The organism is Acinetobacter nosocomialis NIPH 2119 (genome assembly GCF_000368085.1).
GTDB lineage: Bacteria > Pseudomonadota > Gammaproteobacteria > Pseudomonadales > Moraxellaceae > Acinetobacter > Acinetobacter nosocomialis.
Genome location: NZ_KB849239.1, coordinates 1701382 through 1722577 on the forward strand (window position 1 = coordinate 1701382; position 21196 = coordinate 1722577).

Consider the following 21196-nt stretch of genomic DNA (forward strand, 5'->3'; position numbering starts at 1 on the left):
ATATTTATTTGTAGATCTAGCATTACCATTATCATAAGTTAAATGACCATCTTGTTTTACGCCATTTTTACTACGTGATAATGTGGTTTCTCATATTCAACTGGGTTTTTATCTTTAAAAACATGCCCTTGTGGATGTAACTGCAATTTATCATTATATTGTTTCCCAGAACCATTTATTTTTATATTTTCAATATACATAGGTTTACCAGATGAGTCATTTCTCATAAATTTTAAAGAACTAGTATAACTTTGTGAGGTTGGTAAACCAGCTTGACGCATGGCTTCTCTTCTTGCAGCTCGATTTGCTGAAAACTCTTTATCACCTTTAGTTGAATCTCTTCTAATTTGATTAGTAGTATTAATCCCAAAGGATCAATCCAACTCACTGGATTTGGTGCATACGCATATACATTATCTCCACCCAATAATCCAATCGGGTCTTTGGAAATAAAACGCCCTACATACGGTGAATAATAACGATAACGGTTGTAATGAAGCCCTGTTTATTGGTCGAAATACTGCCCGTGGAAACGGATATTATTACTGATGATCTCAGAGTCTTTAAAGAAGTTAGATTTGCTCAACACTCACTCCAAGCCTTATATTCAGCTTTCCAAATGACCGAACCTGTATGATCCGTCATTTCTTGCGGTGTGCCTAAATGGTCGCAGTGATAGAACCATACATCATCAAATTCTTTACCCTGTTTTTCAATTTCCCAAAGCGGGGCTCGGTGTATATTATAATATCTATCTGACCAATCTAAGGTTTGATTTTTAATATTAATTTTATTTCTTAAAATTATTTTAGTATTTTAGTTAAAATATTCATTTGTTGTACAGAGACGTTATCTTTTTAATAACTCATTTCTTGAATCACTTAGTTATTTACAGTAGCATCCTAAAGAGTCTTCATAGAAATGAGTTATTATACTAAATATCTTATAAGTTAAAAAATATAAATTTAGTATCTATTCTTCTTTCCATACATCTTCGTAACCCTGTTTATCTATTACAAATCTAAAACCTTCTTCTAATGCTAAATAAGGAATAACTTCGGGAAGATAGTTTTCTAAATGAGATATATGCATTGGTTTAAAGAAATCATCATCTTCAGAAAATTCTCCACAATAGAAAAACCATGAGATATTTTCTCCTTCTTCAAGTATATTGCGTATTCCTGTAATTGGTATTTTTCCCAATGAATCTAAAGCTACAGCAACCATTTCATTTTCCGAAGGTTTCACAAACTTAGAATTAAATTTTTTACATATATTTTTTTGCATTTCAGTTACGGACATATTTATACCTAAAACCCTAATTTTTTGTTCATTGCCTTAGAAAAACCCGAGGCTTTACCACCTTGAGTCGAAGAGCAGCTGCGACAATGAGGTTGTACTGCCTTTACATCATTTTGTAAAGTCAAATCATTTTTCCCATCTCGATAATATTCAACTACTAGTGCATCTTTATGATCGGGTATTTGCACCCCTTTAGTACAACCACATACCACACATGCCATTCCTTGTACTGACTTTCTTTGACTACTTGTAGTACCGACTGGTCGTTTATAAGGCTTTGTAATATTAGGATTTGGTTCAAATTTCTCTTTGTCAGGAATACCATAAGCATCTAATTGAATAGTGTTACCTTTCCCGTCTTTAGTATATTTATTTAAGCCTAGTGGATCTATCCAATTATTAGGATTCGGCGCATATGCATATACATTATCTCCACCCAATAATCCAATCGGGTCTTTGGAAATAAAACGCCCTACATACGGTGAATAATAACGATAACGGTTGTAATGAAGCCCTGTTTCTTGGTCGAAATACTGTCCTTGGAAACGGATATTATTACTGATAATCTCAGAGTCTTCAAAGAAGTTAGATTTAGCTTTTTCAGCTTTACACTCACCCCAAGCCTTATATTCAGCTTTCCAAATGACCGCACCTGTATGATCCGTCATTTCTTGTGGTGTACCCAAATGATCACAATGATAGAACCAAAAATCTTTAAAGTCTTTTGCAGTTTTGGTTACTTTCCATAATGGGTCACGTTGTAAACTATAAGGCTTATCTGCCCAGTCAGGTGTTTGATGAAGCTCTATTTCTTCTGCATAAACAGCCTGTGCCAGTGGTACAAATGAATCTTTCTCATATATATAATGCTTGGTAATTTGTTCATTCGACTCATAAGCAAGAGTATTGCCATCCCATCCATAAATGATGTTATGCTCATCACCGGTATGATGATGTTTACTTCGTTTTTGAATACGGCGTCCTAACGCATCATAGCGGTACTCTGCCGTATATTCAGCATTACGACTTTTAATCAGTCGCCCACATGCATCCCACTCAAGATATAAATTACCCTTGGTTGATTTCTGGCAAACCAGTTGTCCATAAACATCATATTGGTATTGTTGATCTAGATATTCTTTAACTACGTTATTAACCAAACGATTATAACCATAGCCTGTTTCATCTAGCTTTTGTGAATGGCTTTGAGCTTTCTGACTATGATATGAATCTAGAATGTTACTCGCAGGGTCAAAACTAAATGTTTCTTTACCTAACTTACTGCTAGCCTCAAGCAAACGCCCAACTGGGTCATATTTATAATTGATATTCCCCCTACGCGTATCATTAATTCCTATTAATTGACCAGTTTTATCGTACTGATATAAACGTTGAATCAACTGTTGGGTTTCTTGAATTGCATTGTTCTGGGTCTGGCTAACTTGTTCATTTGACGGATACCCAAACTCATGACCATTAACAATATTTTGCTGGGTTAAACGTCCCATCGTATCGTAATGTTGTTCTTGGCTAATTCCGTTGGCATAGTGACGTGCGATTTCACGGTGTAAATCATCACGCTCGAAACTTACAACATCTTGGCCGTTCACGATCAAGCTATGAACATGACCTGAACCATAAGTTAACCAGTCAATCTTTTGTCCATCTGGACGCACAGTCTTTATTCGATCATTAATTTCATCATAACTGTGTTTCCAGACTCCAGTTTTCTTGGTTTTATAGTCTTGATGATGTTCACGAATTACATTGCCTACAGCATCGTAATACCACTGTAGGTTGCTTTCAGCATTTTTGGCCTGAATAAGATTGCCATTACTATCGTAAGCAAATTCTTCAACTAATTGTTGCTCTAAATCATGCTCAACATAGCCATAACCTGCTGTACGCTGTTCTAAGCGCCCCATGCTATCGAAAAGAAACTTTTGAATACGGTCTTTCGGTGCAATTCGATCTCGTAAATCTTGACCATGCATAGAAGCGACTTCAACACTACTAACAAGGTTTCCGTCTGTTTCGTCATAGTTATAAAGGGTTTCTTTACCATCAAAATCAATTTCTTTAACAAGTCGGCTTGCGACGTCATAGAAGAACTGATAACTGGCACCATTTTCATTAATTAGGCGCTTGAGACGATTAAGCTTATCCCACTCATATTTAAGTTTATGATTGAGCGCATCTGTTCGTGATGCAATTAAACCTGCCGCATCATATTCATATCTGGTGATATTCTGTTTCGGATCTATATGTGCCAGTAAACGCCCTTCAGCATCATGAATGAAGTGTTCTTCTGTGCCATCAGCATGTTTAATCTTTTCAAGTTGCCCAAAAGCATTTAGAGGTAAACCTTTAATAACTGGTTCACGTTGCTCAACTGTTAGATCACTATAAAAATATTCAACTTTTTGCTTTAAAGCATTTTCTCTTGCAACAACTCGACCTTTTTTGTCGTAAGTCCATTTGGTTTCTTTACCAGAACAATCGATATAACTAATTAAATTGCCTTGGTCGTCATAACTTAAGGTTTTAGTGCCACCTTTAGGATCTTTAATTGAAGTAAGTAAACCTAAACCGTTATAGCTATATTGTGTTTCACGCTTCAGTGGGTCGGTTTCTTTGGTAATGTTTCCAGCCGCATCATATTCTCTAAACCAGCGCCCCTCTTCAGTATCTACTATACCTATAAGCTGACGGTTTTCATCATAAGCATAATGTAAAAGGGAACCATCTGGTTGAGTCATAGATACAATATTGCCGTGCTCATCATAATCATAAATAGTCACCGCTGCATCAGTGTCTACATGCTTGGTTACACGGCCAAAGTCATCACGGAAGAACCACTCTTCCAGCCCATCAGGATAAATAATACGGTAGGTATAGCCTTCAATATCGTAGTAATACCAAGTCTCGGCTCCATAAGCATCTGTCACATACGTTAGACGAATATTTTCGTCCCACTGTAAAGTTGTATCTGAACTGCCATCATCCGCCCATTCATGATAAGCCTTAGACGTTGGTTCGACACCATCATATTCAAGGTTCATACCCCGACCTGTAAGATCGGTATAACGAGTTAAAAGATGATGGTCATATTGGTAATGATAGCTCGCCCCATTTTCGGTAATCGCTTCAACCAAATCGCCTTTTTCATTGTAGTTATAACTCGCAAGTGGTCGAGCAAGCTGACCATTTTCAACTAGCCATACATCTTCAATTCTTCCAGAAGCAGTTACCTTAAATGCAACATGAATCAACTGTTTTTGTTTTTCTTTAATAACAATATCTGAAATAAAACTTCGACCTTCGAAGTGGTGGTCATAACGTACCGCTAAAGTAAGTCCATTCTTGTATTCTATGGCTGAAAGTCGATAACCATCCTGATATTTTTCAAACAAGTGTTTCTCTTCTTTTTGATAAGAGATCATCTGAACTTTTTCAGAAATTACACTATAGTAAAAATCTTCAGTTTTATTATGGAAACTCTCACCTACTTTAAGGTTTGGTAACTTAATTGGACGAGCATCTGCTCCAATAAACTCAAAACCACTTAAGTGTTTTAAATATCCAGCGCGTTCCTCTGTCTCTTCAATATATTCACTCTGTGGAACAATACGGGTTGTAAACGGTGTTATCCATCTTGCACCAAACTCCCCACGATCTAATTGATAAAGATTAGACGCATATTTCCGAGTTAATACAAAGCTTAAAATTGATGACACATAAGCATCTTGATGAGTTAAATACTCTGTACCTAAAGCATAGGTAATATTTCTTTTTGTACCAGAGGTAGATTTAGGTTTACTTTTACCACCCCTTAAATTTACTGCACATACAGTTTCACTCGGATTATTCTTTGACTTTGCTTGAACATTAGCTTTCTCAAGCTCTCCGTTTGGTTTTTGTCTTCTTTTTTCAGTGACTTGTGTAGGTTTAATATTTGCAGTCTTTGCACCCTTTAGTTTGAACTTCTGCACAGCTTTAAGCAAAACATTGAGTAGCCAAGCGATACTCATTGCTTTCGCTGGATCTGCCAAAGCCATTAAATATGTAGGTGCTTTTCTACCAAAAACACGAATGGAAGTGATTGCATTCTGGATAGGTTGTGTTGCACTAGCAGGCACAACAGCAGATACACCTTTGGCAACGGTATTTATTTGTTCTTTTACGCCTGCTTTCCAAATATTTACGAGCCCATCAACAGCATTTGATATCGTTGCTTTAGGGTTGCGTTGTAAATTATTTAAGTTAACTTTGTTTAATTGTTTTTGGGCATTTTTTAAATTACCAGCAGAGCTATATACTTTTCCATTAAGTACTTTTTGAATTCCATTAGCAAAATCATTACTGATAGCTGTAATTTTTGTTCCACAATTTTGCAACATCTGGTTGACAAGGGGTTGGGCATTTTTCGCGAATTGATCTAATTCCCCAGCAATTCTTTCATTTAAATGATCGCTCAGAATGACCAGAATCGTATCAGAAATTGTGCCTTTCGCCTTTTGTCTAACCAAATTCAACGTAGGTCTTAGGCTCATTCGCATTGTTGCCATGGTTGGCGGTGCTGGAATAATACCAATAACATCCAGTCCCAAATTCAACCAATCTGTAAAAGCTGGGCTAGGCTTTTTACTAATGTCTATAACATCATAAATTGCATCGACTAAAGCAATTGCATTTCCAATGACTGGCAGCGTGCCAAGAGTACTTTTAATCGTATTTAAATCGACATAACCTTTGGTATTCGTTTTTAGCCATGAATCAATTTTATTCATACCTGCTTTAACATCAGCAGCATACAATTTATTTAAAGGTACTACCGCAACCTGTCCGGTATTTGTTCTCACACTTGGCTTTGCTTTCGCTTGAGAAGTAGTTTTTGGTGCTGTTGGCATTTTTATAAATTCTCAATTCTTATTTAAACTTAAAATTCATAGGATTAAGAGCAGTCTCTGTATTTTTCGAGTCTTGGGCCCTTAATGGATTTACATTTAATCCGCTGGTAACTGGAGCAACGGGGTTAGTTTTCCCATGCATCCATCCTTGCCCTGTCGAACTTTGGCTTAAAACCTTAGAAGAAAAATTGGTCAATTGACTCGTTAAATGTGATTCAACACCTTGTTGCACCATCGGCAACAATGCGCTTGCACCATTTTCTTTTAATTGCTTAGCAGTATCGATAGTTCTCATAATTGAACTTGGATTTGTGAATGTTTGACCTAAAGCTTTTTTAGCTTCTGTCACTGCACCTTTCAAAACACTATCTGCTTTACCCATTAAAGTTTGAGCACTTGTATCATTATCACTTGGCCACATAGGAGGACGCTTAAAATCACTAGCCTCATCCCAAGGATTACGCTTATCTTCTTCAAATATAACTTTGGCTGAACCTGTAGCTAACCCCGAAACACGAACAAAACCTTTATCATCCAGTTGTCCTTTGAACTGTTTCCCTAACGAATCAGTCACTGTATAACCGCCTTGTTTAACAAACTCACCATGTGCATATTCATGGAACAACTCAAGTACGCCTTGCCCACGTTTTGGTGGTGGTGGCAAACTAGATTGAACACTTGCGGATGCGCCGCCTTGGAACACATGCTGTCCGGCATTGACCTGAAATTTCCCGCCAGTTTTCGGAAAGATTCCTGAACCATTTAAGGTAATTTGTGAACTTGCACCAGTAATTACAATTTCTTTAGGACTACTAATTTCAATCCTATCTTCTGTCGAAGAAATGGTAATACCTTTATTAGCAAGCACATCTAAAGCATCTGACTGGGCTTGTATTTCTACCTTGCCTTGTGCAGCGACCGCTTTTAGTCCGCTCTGAGCAGCAAAAAGGCTGAGCCTATTTTGGGCATGTGCAATCACATTTTTTTGAGTACTTATATTAATGCTGTCTCCAGCAATCTGATTGATTTGTGCATCAGCCGAGATATGAATATCCTCGGACGTACTCAAAGCTATGCCATCTGGGGAACTTAAAAGCAGTAAAGCTTTTTCAAATTTAGCGATTTGCTGCTGAATTTGTGAGGCAAAATCTTTTAACTGTTCAATCGATTCTATTTCATCGGTTTTCTGGTTTTTAGCGATGTCACTCAGTGCTTTACTATTCGTTTGACTACCCTCAAGTTGCTTTTTCGCAACTTCGGCATCAAGGTGTTCACCTTTGGCATTATCCTGTTTATGGGTAGACACCAATAAACCTTGGCCCGCGCGCAAAGCTCCCCATTGGTCCGTACGCAGTTCAAAACCCTCTCCGCGGTCTTCACTTTCCGCTTTATCTTTAGGATGACTGAGTTTCCCCAGATTTAACTGGCTTGCACCATGACTGCTTTGTAGCTGGGTACTAATTTGCCCCGGTGTATCATCAAATCTGAGTTGTCCAAAACCACCACCTGAGACTTCTTTGGAACGGATACCACTCAGCTTTTTAGTATCGGGAAGTTTACCTTTGTTATCAAATTTGGTTGGATGACGCTGTGCCTCTGATTAAGATGTCATTAATTATACCCGTAGCAGTGGATGAGGGAGCGTTAGAAGTTCTTTGGTATAGCCTTTTTGAAAATATTGAAGATATTATTCAATGGTGGAAAGAGCAAGAAAGTATTGATATATATAAACATAAGACTGACTTAGAAGCTGCTGAGGCTATTCTATCAAATGGCAAAATAGTTACTGTTAAAACAGAAGAGCAATATGATCTCTACTATGCAATAAGTGCAAAAACAGAAACTGTAACGCTCATGATCGACACTGACTATACCTCGTGCTTATCCTATAAGGGAAAAAAGTATTTCCATAGAGGAAAGCTTCATTTTTTACCCCCTCCTTTAAATTAATGGTACTAAAAAAAATATCATGGAAATTTTATTAAGACTTGCTAACGCTACCGATCTCAAAGCTATAAACGAACGTTATGCCGAGGTTGATTTTGTACCATCACATAAAGATGAACTTATTGTACTAGCTTCTATTGGTGAGAAAATTGTTGGTCAAGGTAGAGTTGTCTCCATTGATTCGAACAGCGGTGAACTCGGTGGAATTTATGTTTTTCCTGGCAATGAAGGGTTAGGAATTGCTCGTAAAGTGGTCGATTTTCTAATTAAAAACTCGGAATTTTCCAAGCTTTACTGTTTACCCTTTGCTGAACTGGAAGGCTTTTACGGATCAATGGGTTTTAACCCTGTAAAAGATATGGTTCAGGTTCCCAAAGCTGTACTCAAAAAACATGAGTGGTGTAATAGTAATTACGACAAACCTGTTTTACTTTTACAAAGAAGTGAATGAGGTAATACCCATAAAAAAACCGCCCCAGAAGGCGGTCGCTGAGTATAACCAGCAGGTATATAGAAGTATGGTGGACGAATACTTCTATATTCTTTTATGAAGGAGCTTTATTAGATTTCATAAAATCTTCAGATTTAAAATAATTAATGATCATATCTGCATGCTCTTCTTTTGGAGGAGCAACTGTCACAGGAAGTGATTCTTTAGACATTTTAAATCCGTGTGGGATTAACTGTGAAATTGGCGGGAATTTAGGTTTTCCTCCTTCTGTAACCCGCTCAATAAAACTGGCTAACCAGAGTAAATACTCTCCTTCATTTTCAAACTTTGGCATTACACTTACATCAACTTTAACCTTGCACTCACTAAGCGGTTTAGTTAATTGCTCATCAAAATCGATATAATTAAACTTAAGTTTGAATTCAGTTCCTTTAATGGCCTTACGAATCTGACTGATTAAACAATTCAGATTTTGTGTAAGGTCATTGGTGAATAAGTCATCTTTTTTAATATTCTTATAAACCTTTTCAGCCACGGCTAAATATTTTGGCATTTTTAACCTCCTCAATCTCAATTGTTATAAAGTTTTGATCTTAAAATGATTTATGGTTCTGATTATGGTGAAACAAATGTTAAGGAGTGAAATGTTATTATTGTTGAATGTAAGTAGTTAAAGCTTTCTGTAAGTTGCACCAAAAAAACACCGAAAAAAATTATGGTTTTGTTAAATCCTCCGCAATATTTTTTAAATTATTCTCTTCTTTTGAAACATTTATTTTCAATTAAAATTTACCATTTGGTAAATTAATATAATCTCATTTGCTGATCGCGTCTTACCAGTCCTAAAACTGATCTACGCACCCTAATTTCTTCTTCAGAAAATGGCAGATGTTGTTTCAACTCATCAATAGAAAGAGAATTATTTTCTATTAAAAAACAGTCTTGTTCGGTCGTCCATTGAGAAACTACCGATTCAGTTTGCTTGTAGTAACGTTTCATATGTCCTAGTAAATTGATGAGGCTAAAAAGCTTATAAATAGAACAGGCTTTTTAGTTTTCGAGCAGAAAGAAGAGTAAGAATACTACCGAAATACACAACAATATAAAAGCCAAACATCACAGTAAAGCATTGTTTGGCACCTGTTAAAAATTAGCTTAATCCAACTTTAATTGCTGTCTCAGCTTTAAAATATCGACCAGACCTTTATCTCTTTTTTGAGATAAGTCGATATGTTTATAGTGGGTTAAAAGCTCTTTTGTTTGTGCTTCTAGCATCTCTGTAGTTTCATCAGAATGCTGAAACGTCTGCATATCATTCCACCATTCAGTCATAGGTGGTCCTAAGTGATGAATTGCCTCTTTAAAACCCTTCTGGTTTGCAAGCTCCATATTTATATAAGGGCCAAATAATGCCCATCTCAGCCCTGGCCCACTGGTAATTGCGATATCAACATCTTCGGCTGAACACACACCTTCTTTCACCAGTGAAAATGCTTCTCGCCATAATGCTGCTTGCAAACGGTTTGCAACATGACCTTTTACTTCTTTATTTAAAATAATCGGATGCTTACCCAAACTTTGATAAAACTCGGAAGCTTTCTTTAAAATTTGCGGATCTGTTAATTTTCCACCGACTATTTCAACCAAAGGTAATAGATGAGGTGGGTTAAATGGATGACCTAAAAAAATACGCTCCGGATGAGTTGCCTCTTTTTGAAAATCAGAAACTTTTAGACCAGAAGAACTTGAGGCAATCAGCGTTTTTTCTGGACAATATGACGTGATGTCTTGATATAACTTTTGCTTTATGTCCAAACGTTCCGGTGCATTTTCTTGAATAAAATCGACATCGGTTACTGCATCTTTTAGGTTGTTATAAAGCTCTAGATTTGACAAAACGTCTTGTAAATGACGGCTAGGTTGCGTTTGTAAATCTAAATCGCTTAAATCTTTCAAATTTGCTTGTAGTCTTTTTTTAAATAACTGTTCATCTATTGGGTAAGGGTCATATACCTTTACTTTAAAGCCTTTATATAAAAATAAAGCTGTCCAGCTTGCACCAATGACACCGACACCAACCACACCAATTGTTTTAATTTCTTCCATATTTTCCTCGCGAACCTATTGCTTTTAAGACTTCCCTTTTTGACTTATCCAATTATAAAAATGTCGACTTCTCATCTTTTCTCAGTTCATCAAAGCCATTTTATAATAGGTAAACTGAAACTAAAGATCATATATTTATTGTACTTTTCTTGCATTTCAAATGCTGAAATTGTGGTTGAGCATTACAGCTCTATAAGCGCTAAACGTGTATGATTAGCAGGTTTTTGAGCGATTTAACTTTAATATGACCAATACACTTTCTGAGCACAAACAAGTTGAAGTGGTAACTACTTTTGCTGAACTTGTAAATACACAGTTTCAGGGGGATAAGAACGCTATTTGTTGGGCCAGAAATTTGGCAGGCGACTTTAAAGAAATTGTGGCAAAACTTCAGTTAAAAGAAAATATTACTGAAATTTCTATTGAAGATTTATTAGCACTGCCGCTTTCAGAACAAGGTGATTTGGCTCGAGACATTATTTTAAAGGACATACAGCTCTTAACTGATATGGGTGCATCACCTGTACTGAACTTACTTAAATATTATGAGCGTGATGATGAGCTAGATTTTATTTCAACAGATGTCTATTCATTTCACGTTGATCGCTCCCCTATTGAAACCGATACGTTCTTATGTACTTATCACGGTGCAGCTAGCGATATTGTGCCTAATGATCAAGTTGAACAAAAAGTTTTAATTCCAGAAATTAGAGAAAAGCTTAGAGCTTTACACGACGGGTCAGAAGCCGAATTTGAAAGCTTTTTAGCAGAGTATTTCTTTGATTTACATTATCAACCTAAACCCAATGCACAACCTATAAATTTAGGTACGGGACACTTGTGGCGTTTGGCAGTAGACCATCCCACTCAAAAGGTTTTACCGTGTGTGCATAGAGCACCCGTTGAAAATGACGGTGAATATCGGTTGCTGTTGATTTGTTAAGTATTACCACTTAACCACTGTAAAAGATATTTATTAGAATGCTTATATTTTAAAGCTGACAAAAAATCATTCAAGAAAGCTCGCAACATTTTTAATAAATCTGATTGACTGACATTTTCAACATAGCTAGGTGTCCAAGTTCCATCATGACTTTGCCCATAGCAAGTATAATTTCCTTGATTAAATTTAAATAAAATTTCTCTATTTATTCCCTGCTCATATAAATCAACTGAACAATCAGATCCTAAATTTATTTCTCTTATACAAGCAGGTAATTGCTCTAAAAAAACAACCAGATCAGTTTCGATATCTACAGGCCAAAGCTCATTTGAAAAAGCCTGAATCTTAAACTGATTGAGTTTATTCTTAGAAAATTCAGCACAAATGTCAGCTAACACACTAATTTCATTGTCATATTCATCATCGTATTGTCGCAACTGCGTAATATCTAGTTCTGATATTAGTTCTAATTGAATTAACATACCCTTTTATTCCTGAGTTACTTCAATACTAGATGAGAGCTTTCTTATATCATTCATCTTTTATAGTAGACGGAACTACTTTTATTGCGTTAATTATAGACCTACTCAACGTAGTAACTTACTCCAATCAAGCAAAAAATTAAAAATTATGATTTAAAGTAGTTGACCCTCACGTAACGTAAGCCCCTAGCATAAAACACACCTAAGGAAGAAGGAGCAAAAAGATGCTGTTAAAAGTTGGTGAATTGGCTAAGCAAACAGGACTTACTGTCCGTGCTCTTCATCACTATGACGATATCGGTTTACTTCAGCCTTCGGTCCGTTCCGATGCTGGTTATCGACTATATACCCGTAAAGACATTACCCGTTTGCATCAGATTCAAGCATTACGGGGACTGGGAATGTCGTTAGCCGAAATCCATACGGTTCTTGAAGACCCCAATCTTGCACTTCTACCAATTATTGATCAGCAGATTCAAGCAATAGATCAGAGATTGAACGAGCAAAAGAATTTGCGAAATCAACTCAGCAAATTGAAATCTCAACTTATAAGTGGTGAAGAGCTTGGATTGGAGGATTGGCTAAAAACACTGGAGCTTATAGCAATGTTTGAGAAATACTTTACAAAAGAAGAGCTTGAAAAACTTACTTTCTTACAAGCAGGTACTAAAAGTCATCAAGAGTGGCAAGAATTAACACTGGCAGCAAATGCATTATTTAATGCAGGTGAACCATTTAATAGTGAAGCAGCTCAAGATTTAGCACGAAAGTGGATGAAAACTCTTGAGCATAATACGAGGGCTAACCCAGAATGGCTTGTTAAATTAAATACCATAAATTCAGCCGAGCCTGAATTTCAGGAAAAATTAGGGGTAACACCCGAAGTTGTTGAGTTTTTACTTCAAGCATTTTCTGAAAGTAAGTTGAGTATTTTTGCCCGTTATTTATCAGATGATGAGTTTAATTTTCTCAAAGAAAATTACATTCGTGAGATGAAAAAATGGCCTCAATTATTGGTCGATATTGAAAAATTGATTGATGCCGAGGTCAAACCAGATAGTGAAGGCGCGCAGCGTTTAGCAAAACAATGGCTTGCTATGTTACAAGGGTATGCTGGCAATAACCCAAGTACTCAAGCAAAAATTCGTACTGCAATGCAAAATGAACCAAGCCTTGCTGACGGTACTTGGCTCAAACCAGTTACTCTACAATTTCTGGAAAAAGCCGTAGCAGCCTTAATGCGTAGTGCCTAGTTATAAGGAAAAGCTAAATCTTATTGACAAAAAAAAGCCCTCTTTAGAGGGCTTTTTTATTTATTCTACAGAAATCATTACTGTGGAATAATGTTAGTAGCGCTAGGGCCTTTTTGACCTTGCACAACATTAAAAGTCACACGTTGACCTTCATGTAAAGTTTTGAAGCCAGAAGATGCGATTTCTTTGAAGTGAGCAAAAACGTCTGGACCTGAATCTTGTTGAATGAAACCGAAACCTTTAGTTTCGTTGAACCACTTAACTGTACCAGTAGCTGTGTTGTTAGACATGATATACATCCTATTGAATTTTAAGAACTTAAAGTCATGAGACATGACGGGTTTAACTTGGAAAAAATAACGAATTGAGCTTAAGATCTTAAAAACGGAGGATTATGAATAAAGCTTCGATACTAAAAGAGGATTTACTAAACTAATAAGTCTTTTTTCTAGTTAAGCTAATTATACACTAAAAAATCACTTATACAAACATTTTATATGAATTATTTATTACGGTTATTCTAAATATTTGTTTACATCTGTACAAATAATTACACATTATTATCTAAACATATAACATTTTATTTGTTATAGAGACTTTTAAAAAATGATATTTATAATCATTTGAAAGTTTGACTTACACTCTCTGTGTTTATTAATTACAATAACTTAGGTTATCTATCCACCCTCCTCTATAATATACATTAATATTATTAGTATTTAGATCTATTCCATATATTTTCATTTCACAAATATAGGGCAACATAATAATTTTTTAAAAATCTATTAGAATAAATATAAATCACATTAAATTTAAAATAAAAAATTCTCGTCTTTAATATATTTTAACCAATTCCGTTAAAACTATGTTTAAAACATATAGGCTCCTGCCAAATTTATTTAATTTAAACACTCTCTACTCTCACTGGACCATATAACTTTAAAAAACTGGATGTATTCATTAGGCCATAGGCTTCGTAACCTATAGATGGCTTATATCTAGCAATGAATCTATCTCTACACTCTTTAAATTTTGAGGACTATTATGCGCCTACATTTTATTGTTCATGAAGATTTTGAAGCACCGGGTGCATATGAAATTTGGGGGCAAACTAATAACTTTGAAATGACATATTCAAGAGTGTATTTAAACGAACAATTACCCTCTACAGTTGAACATATTGATTTTCTTATTGTGATGGGTGGTCCACAAAGTCCTGATACGACAGTTGAAATGTGCCCTCATTTTAATTCGCTCGCAGAACAAGCTGTCATAAAGAAAGCTATAGAGGCGAATAAAGTTGTGTTAGGTATATGTTTGGGTTCACAACTCATTGGTGAAGCTTTGGGTAGTCAATTTGAACATAGTCCTGAAAGAGAGATTGGTAAGTTTCCTATCATGCTGACTGAGTATGGCGTTAAAGATTCTCTATTTTCACACTTAGGAAAAATGACAGAAGTTGGCCACTGGCACAATGACATGCCCGGGTTAACAAGCAATGCCAAAATTATTGCTTTTAGTGCAGGTTGTCCGCGGCAAATCGTGGAGTATTCGAAATTAGTTTACGGTTTACAGTGTCATATGGAGCTAACGCCTGAAGTCGTTGAACTACTCATTCAACACTCAGCAACTGAACTCGACCAAGCCCCTGCTTATAAATTTGTTAATACCCGTGAGGAATTGAGAAATCATGACTATCAAGAAATGAATCAAAACTTGTTTATTTTCCTAGATAAATTAAAAGATGAGTATTTAAAACTTAACTCAATCACAGCAAAGCCCTTTTAATAGGGCTTTCTTTCATAAAATTAGATGATCTATAAATTTTAAATTCCATTTTGCACCGACAGTAAACGAACATAATTTCACAGCAACAAAATCCCAAGTAATAGATGGTCGCTATACTGATAGCCAAGATCTAACAAAATGATAGCGTCTGTCACACATGAAGCAGCTGACGTGCAGAAAATTAGCTTTTAGGTTTTAAGACGGCTATATAACACTTTCAACACGCATTTGTTCTGCACACTGTAGGGCATATTGCAAATCTTTTTGTAAATCGACCACCGATTCCAGCCCAATATTTAAGCGCACTAAATAACCATCTTTAGGTAAATTGGTATGTGTTCGATAAGCTTGCCCAACAGGTAAAATCAAACTTTCAAACCCTCCCCAAGACAAACCAATATGAAATAATTGCAACGAATCAAAGAATTTTTGCACATATGAAGGTTCAGATTCTTTTAAGTAAAAAGCAAATACTCCAGATGAACCATCAAAATCTCTCAACCACAAATCATGATAAGGACTTGTTTCTAAAGCAGGATGAAGCACTTCTTTAATAGCCGGATGTGTTGCTAGAAATCGGGCAATAGTTAAAGCACTATCTTGATGCTGCTTTAACCTTACCGCTAAACTTCGCAAGCCACGTGATGCCAAATAAATGTCGTCTGGGCTTGTAGTTTCACCAAACAAATGTCCAGTTTTAGTGAGTTGTTGGTATGTTTCGGCATTTGCAGTAGCCACGCCCATGAGTATGTCAGAATGGCCACCAATGTATTTGGTTACGGACTGAATAGAAATATCAGCACCGTGCTTTAATGGTTGAAAAAGTAATGGCGTTGCCCAAGAGTTATCGACTAATACTTTTGCGCCGTATTGATGACTAATTGTAGAAATCGCTGCAACATCACTCAATTCAAATGTCATTGAACCGGGTGACTCAATAAACACCGCAGTGGTACGATCATTAATTTTTTCAGCTAATGCTTCAAGATTGGTAGAGTCAAAATATTCAACACTTACCCCCATTCGAACTAATATATTGTCAGCAAAATTTCGTGTTGGACCATAGATATTATCGGCAATCAAGACATGACTATTTGCCTCTACACAAGCCATAAGTGCATGTGTACATGCCGACAACCCAGATGGAAATACCATACTACCCGCACCGCCTTCAAGCGCACAGATTGCACTTTCAAAAGATTTAGCTGTTGCGGCGCCGAAACGGCCATAATGTCGATATACCCCACCATTTCGCTTAAATTCTTCCCACTCACTAAAGCTATTTACAACAATAGTAGAACCACGAAAAACAGGTGTGTTGACTAGACCATCAAAACGCTCAGGTGTTCGTCCTAAATTAATGACATCTGTACTGAATTGATTCACTTTTATATTCCGAGAAACATATCAACTTTATTACCAATTCATGATAGTGAGGTTTCCATGGATATAAATTTTAATTTTTTCTACTTTTTATCTTTAAATTAGATTTATATTTCCTATTTTTACTTAAAATTAGAATTTAAATCCAACATTTATTTCTTAGGGTAAAATATTATTTTATAACGCTCTATGCATTGATCTACTTGTTGTTCAGACTTGCTGTTATGAAAGGTACTTCTCACACTATCCTTCATCTATGATTTGCTGGATACGCTTTTGGTAATTATTTAAAAAATCATGTGTCACACGGAAATGTTCCGTTTGTTCATACTGGATTTCACGAATCCCTGTGTCAGAAAATTGATAGATTTTAGCGTTAGGGTAAGCTAGTAAAATTGGGGAATGCGTTGCAATAATCAGTTGTGACTGGTTTTTGCATAATTCATGAATAGCCGACAAAGCTACAAATTGCATAGTAGGTGAAAGAGCAGCTTCAGGTTCATCTAATAAATAAAGCCCCTCACCTTGTAGTTTATGAGTGAGCAACTTTAAAAAACTTTCACCATGTGAACAAGCATGGATATTGCCACCATAACTTTTTACATAGTTCAATTCATTCATATATGTGCCGATATTGTAATAACTCTCAGCTCTTAAAAAATAATAGTCTTTCGGCTTTTTAAAGCTTTTAATCATTCTTAAATATTGAAATAAATTTGATGAACTACTGGCTGAATTAAGCCGCACGTTTAGAGTGCCGCCTTCTTCGGAAAAGCCAAGTGCCAAAGCGATGGCTTCCATAATAGTCGACTTACCAGAACCATTTTCGCCAACAAAAAAAGTAACGTCTGGATGGAAGGTTAATTGTTCAATATCATTAACGGCTGGTATCGAAAATGGATAAATTGACCAGTCTGCATGCATATTTGCTTTAATTTGTACCGAACGTAAATAAGGTTTAGCTTCTAGCATTTTGGCTGGTCCTTAATTTTTAATAGTATCTTCAGTTTTTATTAGAAAAAATTTAAAGGAAGTTCTGTTGTATATTTAATTTGCTCCATGGCAAAACTCGAACTCACATCAGCCAACCCTTTAATTTCAATTAATTTTTTATAAACTTTATCATATTCAGCAACATCCGACACGGCGACTTTAAGTAAATAATCTGTTTCACCTGCCATTCTATACACTTCAATCACTTCATCTATGTTATAGATATGAGAGTGAAATTTCTCAATCCACTCAATATTGTGTTGTGCAGTTTTAATAAACACCATCACAATCACATTAATATTGAGTTTTTTACGATCTAGCAAAGCGACTTTTGCACGAATAATACCTTCTTCTTCCATCTTATGTATTCTGCGCCAGCAAGCCGTATTGCTTAATCCCACTTTTTCAGCAATATCACCGATTGCCAATGTGCAGTCCTTCTGTAGAAGATCTAATATTACACGGTCATATTTATCTAAATTTAACTTCATACCTTCAAGCTTCTCTGCACAATGTATTTGCAATAAATCAAATCAATAAACAACATATTAAATTATTATTCTAATTTTAATAAAAAGATATTTGCCCTACATTTTAAACAATCACCTCATATTCGAAATGCATTTATTTCTAGTGTCCATCTAACAATCTATTTTTAAAGCTTGAAAGTTGAGATGAGCTTTTATTATTATCTTGTACATATTCGGTACAATAAAAGAGACAAGAAAAATGCCAAATCAATTTGATGCTGTTTCTATAACAAAAAAAGCGAATGTTCATTACGAGGGACACTCCATTAGTCATGTTATTGAACTTGAAGATGGTACAAAAAAGACTTTAGGGGTGATTCTTCCAACAGAAAAAGCTTTAACTTTTAAAACCCACGTTTCGGAACGCATTGAGATCATTTCGGGTAAATGCAGTGTTCAAATTGGCGATGATCCGGAGACTAAAATCTATTCAAGTGGTGAATCTTTTAAGGTTCCAGAAAATAGTAAATTTAAAATTATTACAGATGAAGTGATTGATTACGTCTGCCATTTAGAATGAATCAACATTACAAAGTCATACCTTTCATAGGATGTGGTTTTTCTATGAACCTTCCTATATTTTTCAAAAATTAGACAAGATGAAGTTTAAATTTTCAGTACCTAAGCATTGTTACGATTATCTATAAGCTTCCACCCCCATCAACATTGAGAACTTGACCAGTAATAAAACCTGCATGATCTGACAGTAAAAAGATAATCTAATTAAAAAGTTAAATTATTATTAATTTTTCCCACCCCTTTATTCACTCCAAACCATTGCAAATGAGTCTCATTTATATATACTTTACTCACTTTTTTTGAGTCTAGTCGGCACTCCTGTTTGTTCGCTTGAATAGTCGCTCTTTTTTAGCCTTTCACGATTTTTATATCACTTAGGTATACTTATGTTTGCTTTCTCCCCACGTAAAAATTTAATTACTGTTGAAATTTTAAAACATAGTAGCCCCTTACTTTTATCGCTCATTCCAATGATGTCTTGGGCAGAAGCAACCGCAATTCAACCGGCACAACTAGAAACGATTAAGGTTCAGGCTGAAGCAGACACAAGTTATATCGCAACACAAACGGCGTCGACGCTAAGAGGCAAACAAAAAAATCTAGAAAGCCCGCAAACTGTAAACGTTGTATCTAAGCAATACATGAAAGATTATTTACCTGCGAACTTGGACAATGCACTGACCCAAGTCAGCGGCATTACGCAGGGTAATACTTTAGGTGGTACACAAGACACCGTAATGAAACGCGGCTTTGGTGATAACCGTGACGGTTCAATTACCGTAAATGGTATGCCAATTGTGCAAGGCCGAACCATGAATGCGGCAGTTGAACAAGTTGAAGTCTTAAAAGGTCCATCTTCATTGCTCTATGGCATTATGGACCCGGGTGGTGTGGTCAATGTCATTACAAAGAAACCTGAGACGACTCAGAAAACTGAACTTTCCGTTTACGGCTCAAGCTTTGCTGCGGGCAAAAATGGTTTAGGTGCAAGCATAGATACTACGGGTGCAATTGGTGACAGTAACTTTGCTTATCGCTTTATTGCCGATCATTCTGATGCGGACTACTGGCGTAATTTTGGTAATCTCAAACAGACTTTAATTGCTCCGTCTGTAGCATGGGATAATGGTCAAACTAAAGTGAACCTGAGTTATCAATATCGTCACTTTGATGTACCTTTTGACCGCTCTACCGTTTTTGACCCGAAAACCAATAAAGCCCTACCGATCTCTAAATACCAACGTCTAGATGAAGCTTTTAACCAAATGAAAGGTGAAGATCATTTGGCGCAATTGTTAGTTGACCATCAAATTAATGATAACTGGTCGGCTCACTTTGGTTATACCTACAACTACGAAACTTATGATGCCAACCAGTTACGTGTGACCAAGTTAGATACAACTAAACACACCGTGACACGCCGTACCGATGCGACTTTAAATGCACAAAGCGTAGATAGTAATGCTCAAGCTTACATCAATGGTTCAACCAACCTGTTCGGTTTAAAGCATGATATTCAATTCGGTTCAGACATCGAATACCGTAAGTATTTCCGTCCAGATATGGTTCGTGGCAATACCTCAACTTTAGATTATTTAAATCCAAGTTTTGGAACTGTCGAACCATCTCAAAACGTTGTTGCATCAGATAGTGATCAAACCGATAAACTGCATACCTATGGTTTTTATGTACAAGATGCAATTCACCTAAATGAAAAATGGATTGCTGTACTGGGTGGACGTTACCTGAACTATCAGCAAACTGCTGGCCGTGGCAGACCATTTAAAGAAAATACCAACACCAATGATGATGCTTGGCTTCCACATGCAGGTTTAGTTTATAAATGGAATGACCAGCTTTCATTCTATGGTAGTTATACCGAGTCACTTAAGCCGTCTTCTTCTATTGCACCTTTGGGTGGCGATGCTGTTATTAACTCTGATGTTCAACCGGAACAAGCCAAGTCTTATGAAGTTGGTGCGAAATATGAGTTAAATGACCGTGTTAAAGCAAACTTTGCACTCTACGACATTAAAAAACGTAACGTTTTAGCTAAAGTGACTAACTCATCAACTGGTGAAGTTGAACTGCATACTACAGGTGCAGTACGTTCTAAAGGTGCTGAACTCGACCTAACAGGACGTGTAACCGATCAGCTTGATGCGACCCTTACCTATGCTTATACAGATGCGAAAGTAACTGAAGATGAAAGTGGCCTTGAGGGCAATCGCTTAAATAATGTAGCGAAAAATACTGCATCTTTGGCACTAGCGTATAACTATGGCGAACTTTACAACGGTAATTTACGTTTTGGTATAAGCGGTAATTATGTTGGTAAACGTGCTGGGGATTCGGAAAATACCTTTGACCTGCCTGACTATACCCTTGCCAATGCTTTTGTCAGTTATGACACGACCATTGCCAAACAAGCAGTTACGTTCCAATTTAATTTAAATAATATCTTTGACAAAACCTACTACACAGCCAGTGTAAATAATTTGGCCGTGTCTCAAGGTGATTCTCGCCAAGCGGTATTACGTGCAACCTTTAAATTTTAAAACATGGGATTAGAGCAGTGCCTAAATCGCT

General features: G+C 36.3%; 18 protein-coding genes and 2 pseudogenes. 7 read left to right on the top strand and 13 right to left on the bottom strand.

What is annotated here, in order from left to right; all coding sequences use genetic code 11:
• Positions 1-56: 56 nt before the first annotated feature.
• The 5 genes and pseudogenes from F984_RS11990 to F984_RS12005 all read right to left on the bottom strand — a co-directional run.
• Positions 57-281: a hypothetical protein gene (locus F984_RS11990; RefSeq protein ID WP_004709644.1), complete on the bottom strand. Its 225-nt coding sequence runs from the start codon at positions 279-281 to the stop codon at positions 57-59.
• Positions 282-361: 80 nt separating this feature from the next.
• Positions 362-777, bottom strand: a pseudogene (locus F984_RS23030) (RHS repeat domain-containing protein); the annotation flags it as partial.
• A gap of 195 nt (positions 778-972) precedes the next feature.
• Complete coding sequence (locus F984_RS11995; protein WP_004709646.1) at positions 973-1302, bottom strand: immunity protein Imm33 domain-containing protein; 330 nt, start codon at positions 1300-1302, stop codon at positions 973-975.
• 8 nt (positions 1303-1310) lie between these two features.
• A complete protein-coding gene (locus F984_RS12000; RefSeq protein WP_004709647.1) occupies positions 1311-6212 on the bottom strand; it encodes an RHS repeat-associated core domain-containing protein in 4902 nt (1633 codons plus the stop codon).
• A gap of 19 nt (positions 6213-6231) precedes the next feature.
• A pseudogene (locus F984_RS12005) lies at positions 6232-7809 on the bottom strand (DUF2345 domain-containing protein); the annotation flags it as partial.
• Positions 7810-7817: 8 nt separating this feature from the next.
• Between F984_RS12005 and F984_RS12010 the strand changes: the two are divergent.
• The gene (locus F984_RS12010) at positions 7818-8162 is read left to right on the top strand and encodes a hypothetical protein (RefSeq protein WP_025469326.1); all 345 of its coding nucleotides are present in this window, start codon (positions 7818-7820) and stop codon (positions 8160-8162) included.
• Positions 8163-8181: 19 nt separating this feature from the next.
• Positions 8182-8610, top strand: coding sequence for a GNAT family N-acetyltransferase (locus F984_RS12015; protein ID WP_004709653.1), 429 nt, complete (start codon positions 8182-8184; stop codon positions 8608-8610).
• Positions 8611-8704: 94 nt separating this feature from the next.
• On the opposite strand, the gene F984_RS12020 is transcribed toward F984_RS12015, so the two are convergent.
• The 3 genes from F984_RS12020 to F984_RS12025 form a co-directional block, all read right to left on the bottom strand.
• Entirely contained in the window at positions 8705-9163 is a 459-nt protein-coding gene (locus F984_RS12020) for a hypothetical protein (protein WP_002054486.1), read from the bottom strand.
• A gap of 251 nt (positions 9164-9414) precedes the next feature.
• On the bottom strand, positions 9415-9609 hold the full coding sequence (locus tag F984_RS22465) for a hypothetical protein (protein ID WP_004709656.1): 195 nt from the start codon (positions 9607-9609) through the stop codon (positions 9415-9417).
• A 156-nt stretch (positions 9610-9765) separates the two neighbouring features.
• Positions 9766-10716 (bottom strand): 3-hydroxyacyl-CoA dehydrogenase NAD-binding domain-containing protein, encoded by a 951-nt coding sequence (locus tag F984_RS12025; RefSeq protein WP_004709657.1) that lies wholly within the window; start codon positions 10714-10716, stop codon positions 9766-9768.
• Between the two features lie 244 nt (positions 10717-10960).
• Here F984_RS12025 and F984_RS12030 point away from each other — a divergent pair, with 244 nt between their 5' ends.
• A complete protein-coding gene (locus tag F984_RS12030; protein ID WP_004709659.1) occupies positions 10961-11659 on the top strand; it encodes a DUF1826 domain-containing protein in 699 nt (232 codons plus the stop codon).
• Here F984_RS12030 and F984_RS12035 read toward each other — a convergent pair.
• Positions 11656-12141 carry a hypothetical protein gene (locus tag F984_RS12035; protein ID WP_004709661.1) on the bottom strand — a complete coding sequence of 162 codons (486 nt, stop codon included), beginning with the start codon at positions 12139-12141 and terminating at the stop codon, positions 11656-11658. The two genes, F984_RS12030 and F984_RS12035, sit on opposite strands and share 4 nt — an antisense overlap.
• A gap of 224 nt (positions 12142-12365) precedes the next feature.
• On the opposite strand from F984_RS12035, the gene F984_RS12040 reads away from it, so the two are divergent.
• Entirely contained in the window at positions 12366-13394 is a 1029-nt protein-coding gene (locus F984_RS12040; RefSeq protein ID WP_002054488.1) for a MerR family transcriptional regulator, read from the top strand.
• 77 nt (positions 13395-13471) lie between these two features.
• On the opposite strand, the gene F984_RS12045 is transcribed toward F984_RS12040, so the two are convergent.
• The gene (locus F984_RS12045) at positions 13472-13684 is read right to left on the bottom strand and encodes a cold-shock protein (protein ID WP_002054492.1); all 213 of its coding nucleotides are present in this window, start codon (positions 13682-13684) and stop codon (positions 13472-13474) included.
• Between the two features lie 754 nt (positions 13685-14438).
• Here F984_RS12045 and F984_RS12050 point away from each other — a divergent pair.
• Positions 14439-15182 carry a type 1 glutamine amidotransferase gene (locus F984_RS12050; protein WP_004709663.1) on the top strand — a complete coding sequence of 248 codons (744 nt, stop codon included), beginning with the start codon at positions 14439-14441 and terminating at the stop codon, positions 15180-15182.
• Positions 15183-15386: 204 nt separating this feature from the next.
• Here F984_RS12050 and metC read toward each other — a convergent pair whose 3' ends face one another.
• The 3 genes from metC to F984_RS12065 form a co-directional block, all read right to left on the bottom strand.
• Positions 15387-16568, bottom strand: coding sequence for a cystathionine beta-lyase (metC, locus tag F984_RS12055; protein ID WP_004709665.1), 1182 nt, complete (start codon positions 16566-16568; stop codon positions 15387-15389).
• A 240-nt stretch (positions 16569-16808) separates the two neighbouring features.
• Complete coding sequence (locus tag F984_RS12060; RefSeq protein ID WP_004709667.1) at positions 16809-17537, bottom strand: AAA family ATPase; 729 nt, start codon at positions 17535-17537, stop codon at positions 16809-16811.
• A gap of 41 nt (positions 17538-17578) precedes the next feature.
• A complete protein-coding gene (locus tag F984_RS12065) occupies positions 17579-18049 on the bottom strand; it encodes an Lrp/AsnC family transcriptional regulator (protein ID WP_002054496.1) in 471 nt (156 codons plus the stop codon).
• A 238-nt stretch (positions 18050-18287) separates the two neighbouring features.
• Between F984_RS12065 and F984_RS12070 the strand changes: the two genes are divergently transcribed.
• Entirely contained in the window at positions 18288-18608 is a 321-nt protein-coding gene (locus F984_RS12070; protein ID WP_004709670.1) for a pyrimidine/purine nucleoside phosphorylase, read from the top strand.
• A gap of 385 nt (positions 18609-18993) precedes the next feature.
• Positions 18994-21165, top strand: a complete 2172-nt coding sequence (locus F984_RS12075) for a TonB-dependent siderophore receptor (RefSeq protein WP_004709673.1) — start codon at positions 18994-18996, stop codon at positions 21163-21165.
• Positions 21166-21196 lie beyond the last annotated feature (31 nt).

Excerpts from the sequence above, each read along its gene's own strand:
- F984_RS12045 (WP_002054492.1), bottom strand. The coding sequence starts at position 13,684 with ATGTCTAACAACACAGCTACTGGTACAGTTAAGTGGTTCAACGAAACT.
- F984_RS22465 (WP_004709656.1), bottom strand. The coding sequence starts at position 9,609 with ATGAAACGTTACTACAAGCAAACTGAATCGGTAGTTTCTCAATGGACG.
- F984_RS12050 (WP_004709663.1), top strand. The coding sequence starts at position 14,439 with ATGCGCCTACATTTTATTGTTCATGAAGATTTTGAAGCACCGGGTGCA.
- F984_RS12025 (WP_004709657.1), bottom strand. The coding sequence starts at position 10,716 with ATGGAAGAAATTAAAACAATTGGTGTGGTTGGTGTCGGTGTCATTGGT.
- F984_RS12010 (WP_025469326.1), top strand. The coding sequence starts at position 7,818 with ATGTCATTAATTATACCCGTAGCAGTGGATGAGGGAGCGTTAGAAGTT.
- F984_RS12040 (WP_002054488.1), top strand. The coding sequence starts at position 12,366 with ATGCTGTTAAAAGTTGGTGAATTGGCTAAGCAAACAGGACTTACTGTC.
- F984_RS12035 (WP_004709661.1), bottom strand. The coding sequence starts at position 12,141 with ATGTTAATTCAATTAGAACTAATATCAGAACTAGATATTACGCAGTTG.
- F984_RS12000 (WP_004709647.1), bottom strand. The coding sequence starts at position 6,212 with ATGCCAACAGCACCAAAAACTACTTCTCAAGCGAAAGCAAAGCCAAGT.
- F984_RS12030 (WP_004709659.1), top strand. The coding sequence starts at position 10,961 with ATGACCAATACACTTTCTGAGCACAAACAAGTTGAAGTGGTAACTACT.
- F984_RS12015 (WP_004709653.1), top strand. The coding sequence starts at position 8,182 with ATGGAAATTTTATTAAGACTTGCTAACGCTACCGATCTCAAAGCTATA.
- F984_RS11995 (WP_004709646.1), bottom strand. The coding sequence starts at position 1,302 with ATGTCCGTAACTGAAATGCAAAAAAATATATGTAAAAAATTTAATTCT.
- F984_RS12065 (WP_002054496.1), bottom strand. The coding sequence starts at position 18,049 with ATGAAGTTAAATTTAGATAAATATGACCGTGTAATATTAGATCTTCTA.
- F984_RS12075 (WP_004709673.1), top strand. The coding sequence starts at position 18,994 with ATGTTTGCTTTCTCCCCACGTAAAAATTTAATTACTGTTGAAATTTTA.
- F984_RS12070 (WP_004709670.1), top strand. The coding sequence starts at position 18,288 with ATGCCAAATCAATTTGATGCTGTTTCTATAACAAAAAAAGCGAATGTT.
- F984_RS11990 (WP_004709644.1), bottom strand. The coding sequence starts at position 281 with ATGCGTCAAGCTGGTTTACCAACCTCACAAAGTTATACTAGTTCTTTA.
- F984_RS12020 (WP_002054486.1), bottom strand. The coding sequence starts at position 9,163 with ATGCCAAAATATTTAGCCGTGGCTGAAAAGGTTTATAAGAATATTAAA.
- F984_RS12060 (WP_004709667.1), bottom strand. The coding sequence starts at position 17,537 with ATGCTAGAAGCTAAACCTTATTTACGTTCGGTACAAATTAAAGCAAAT.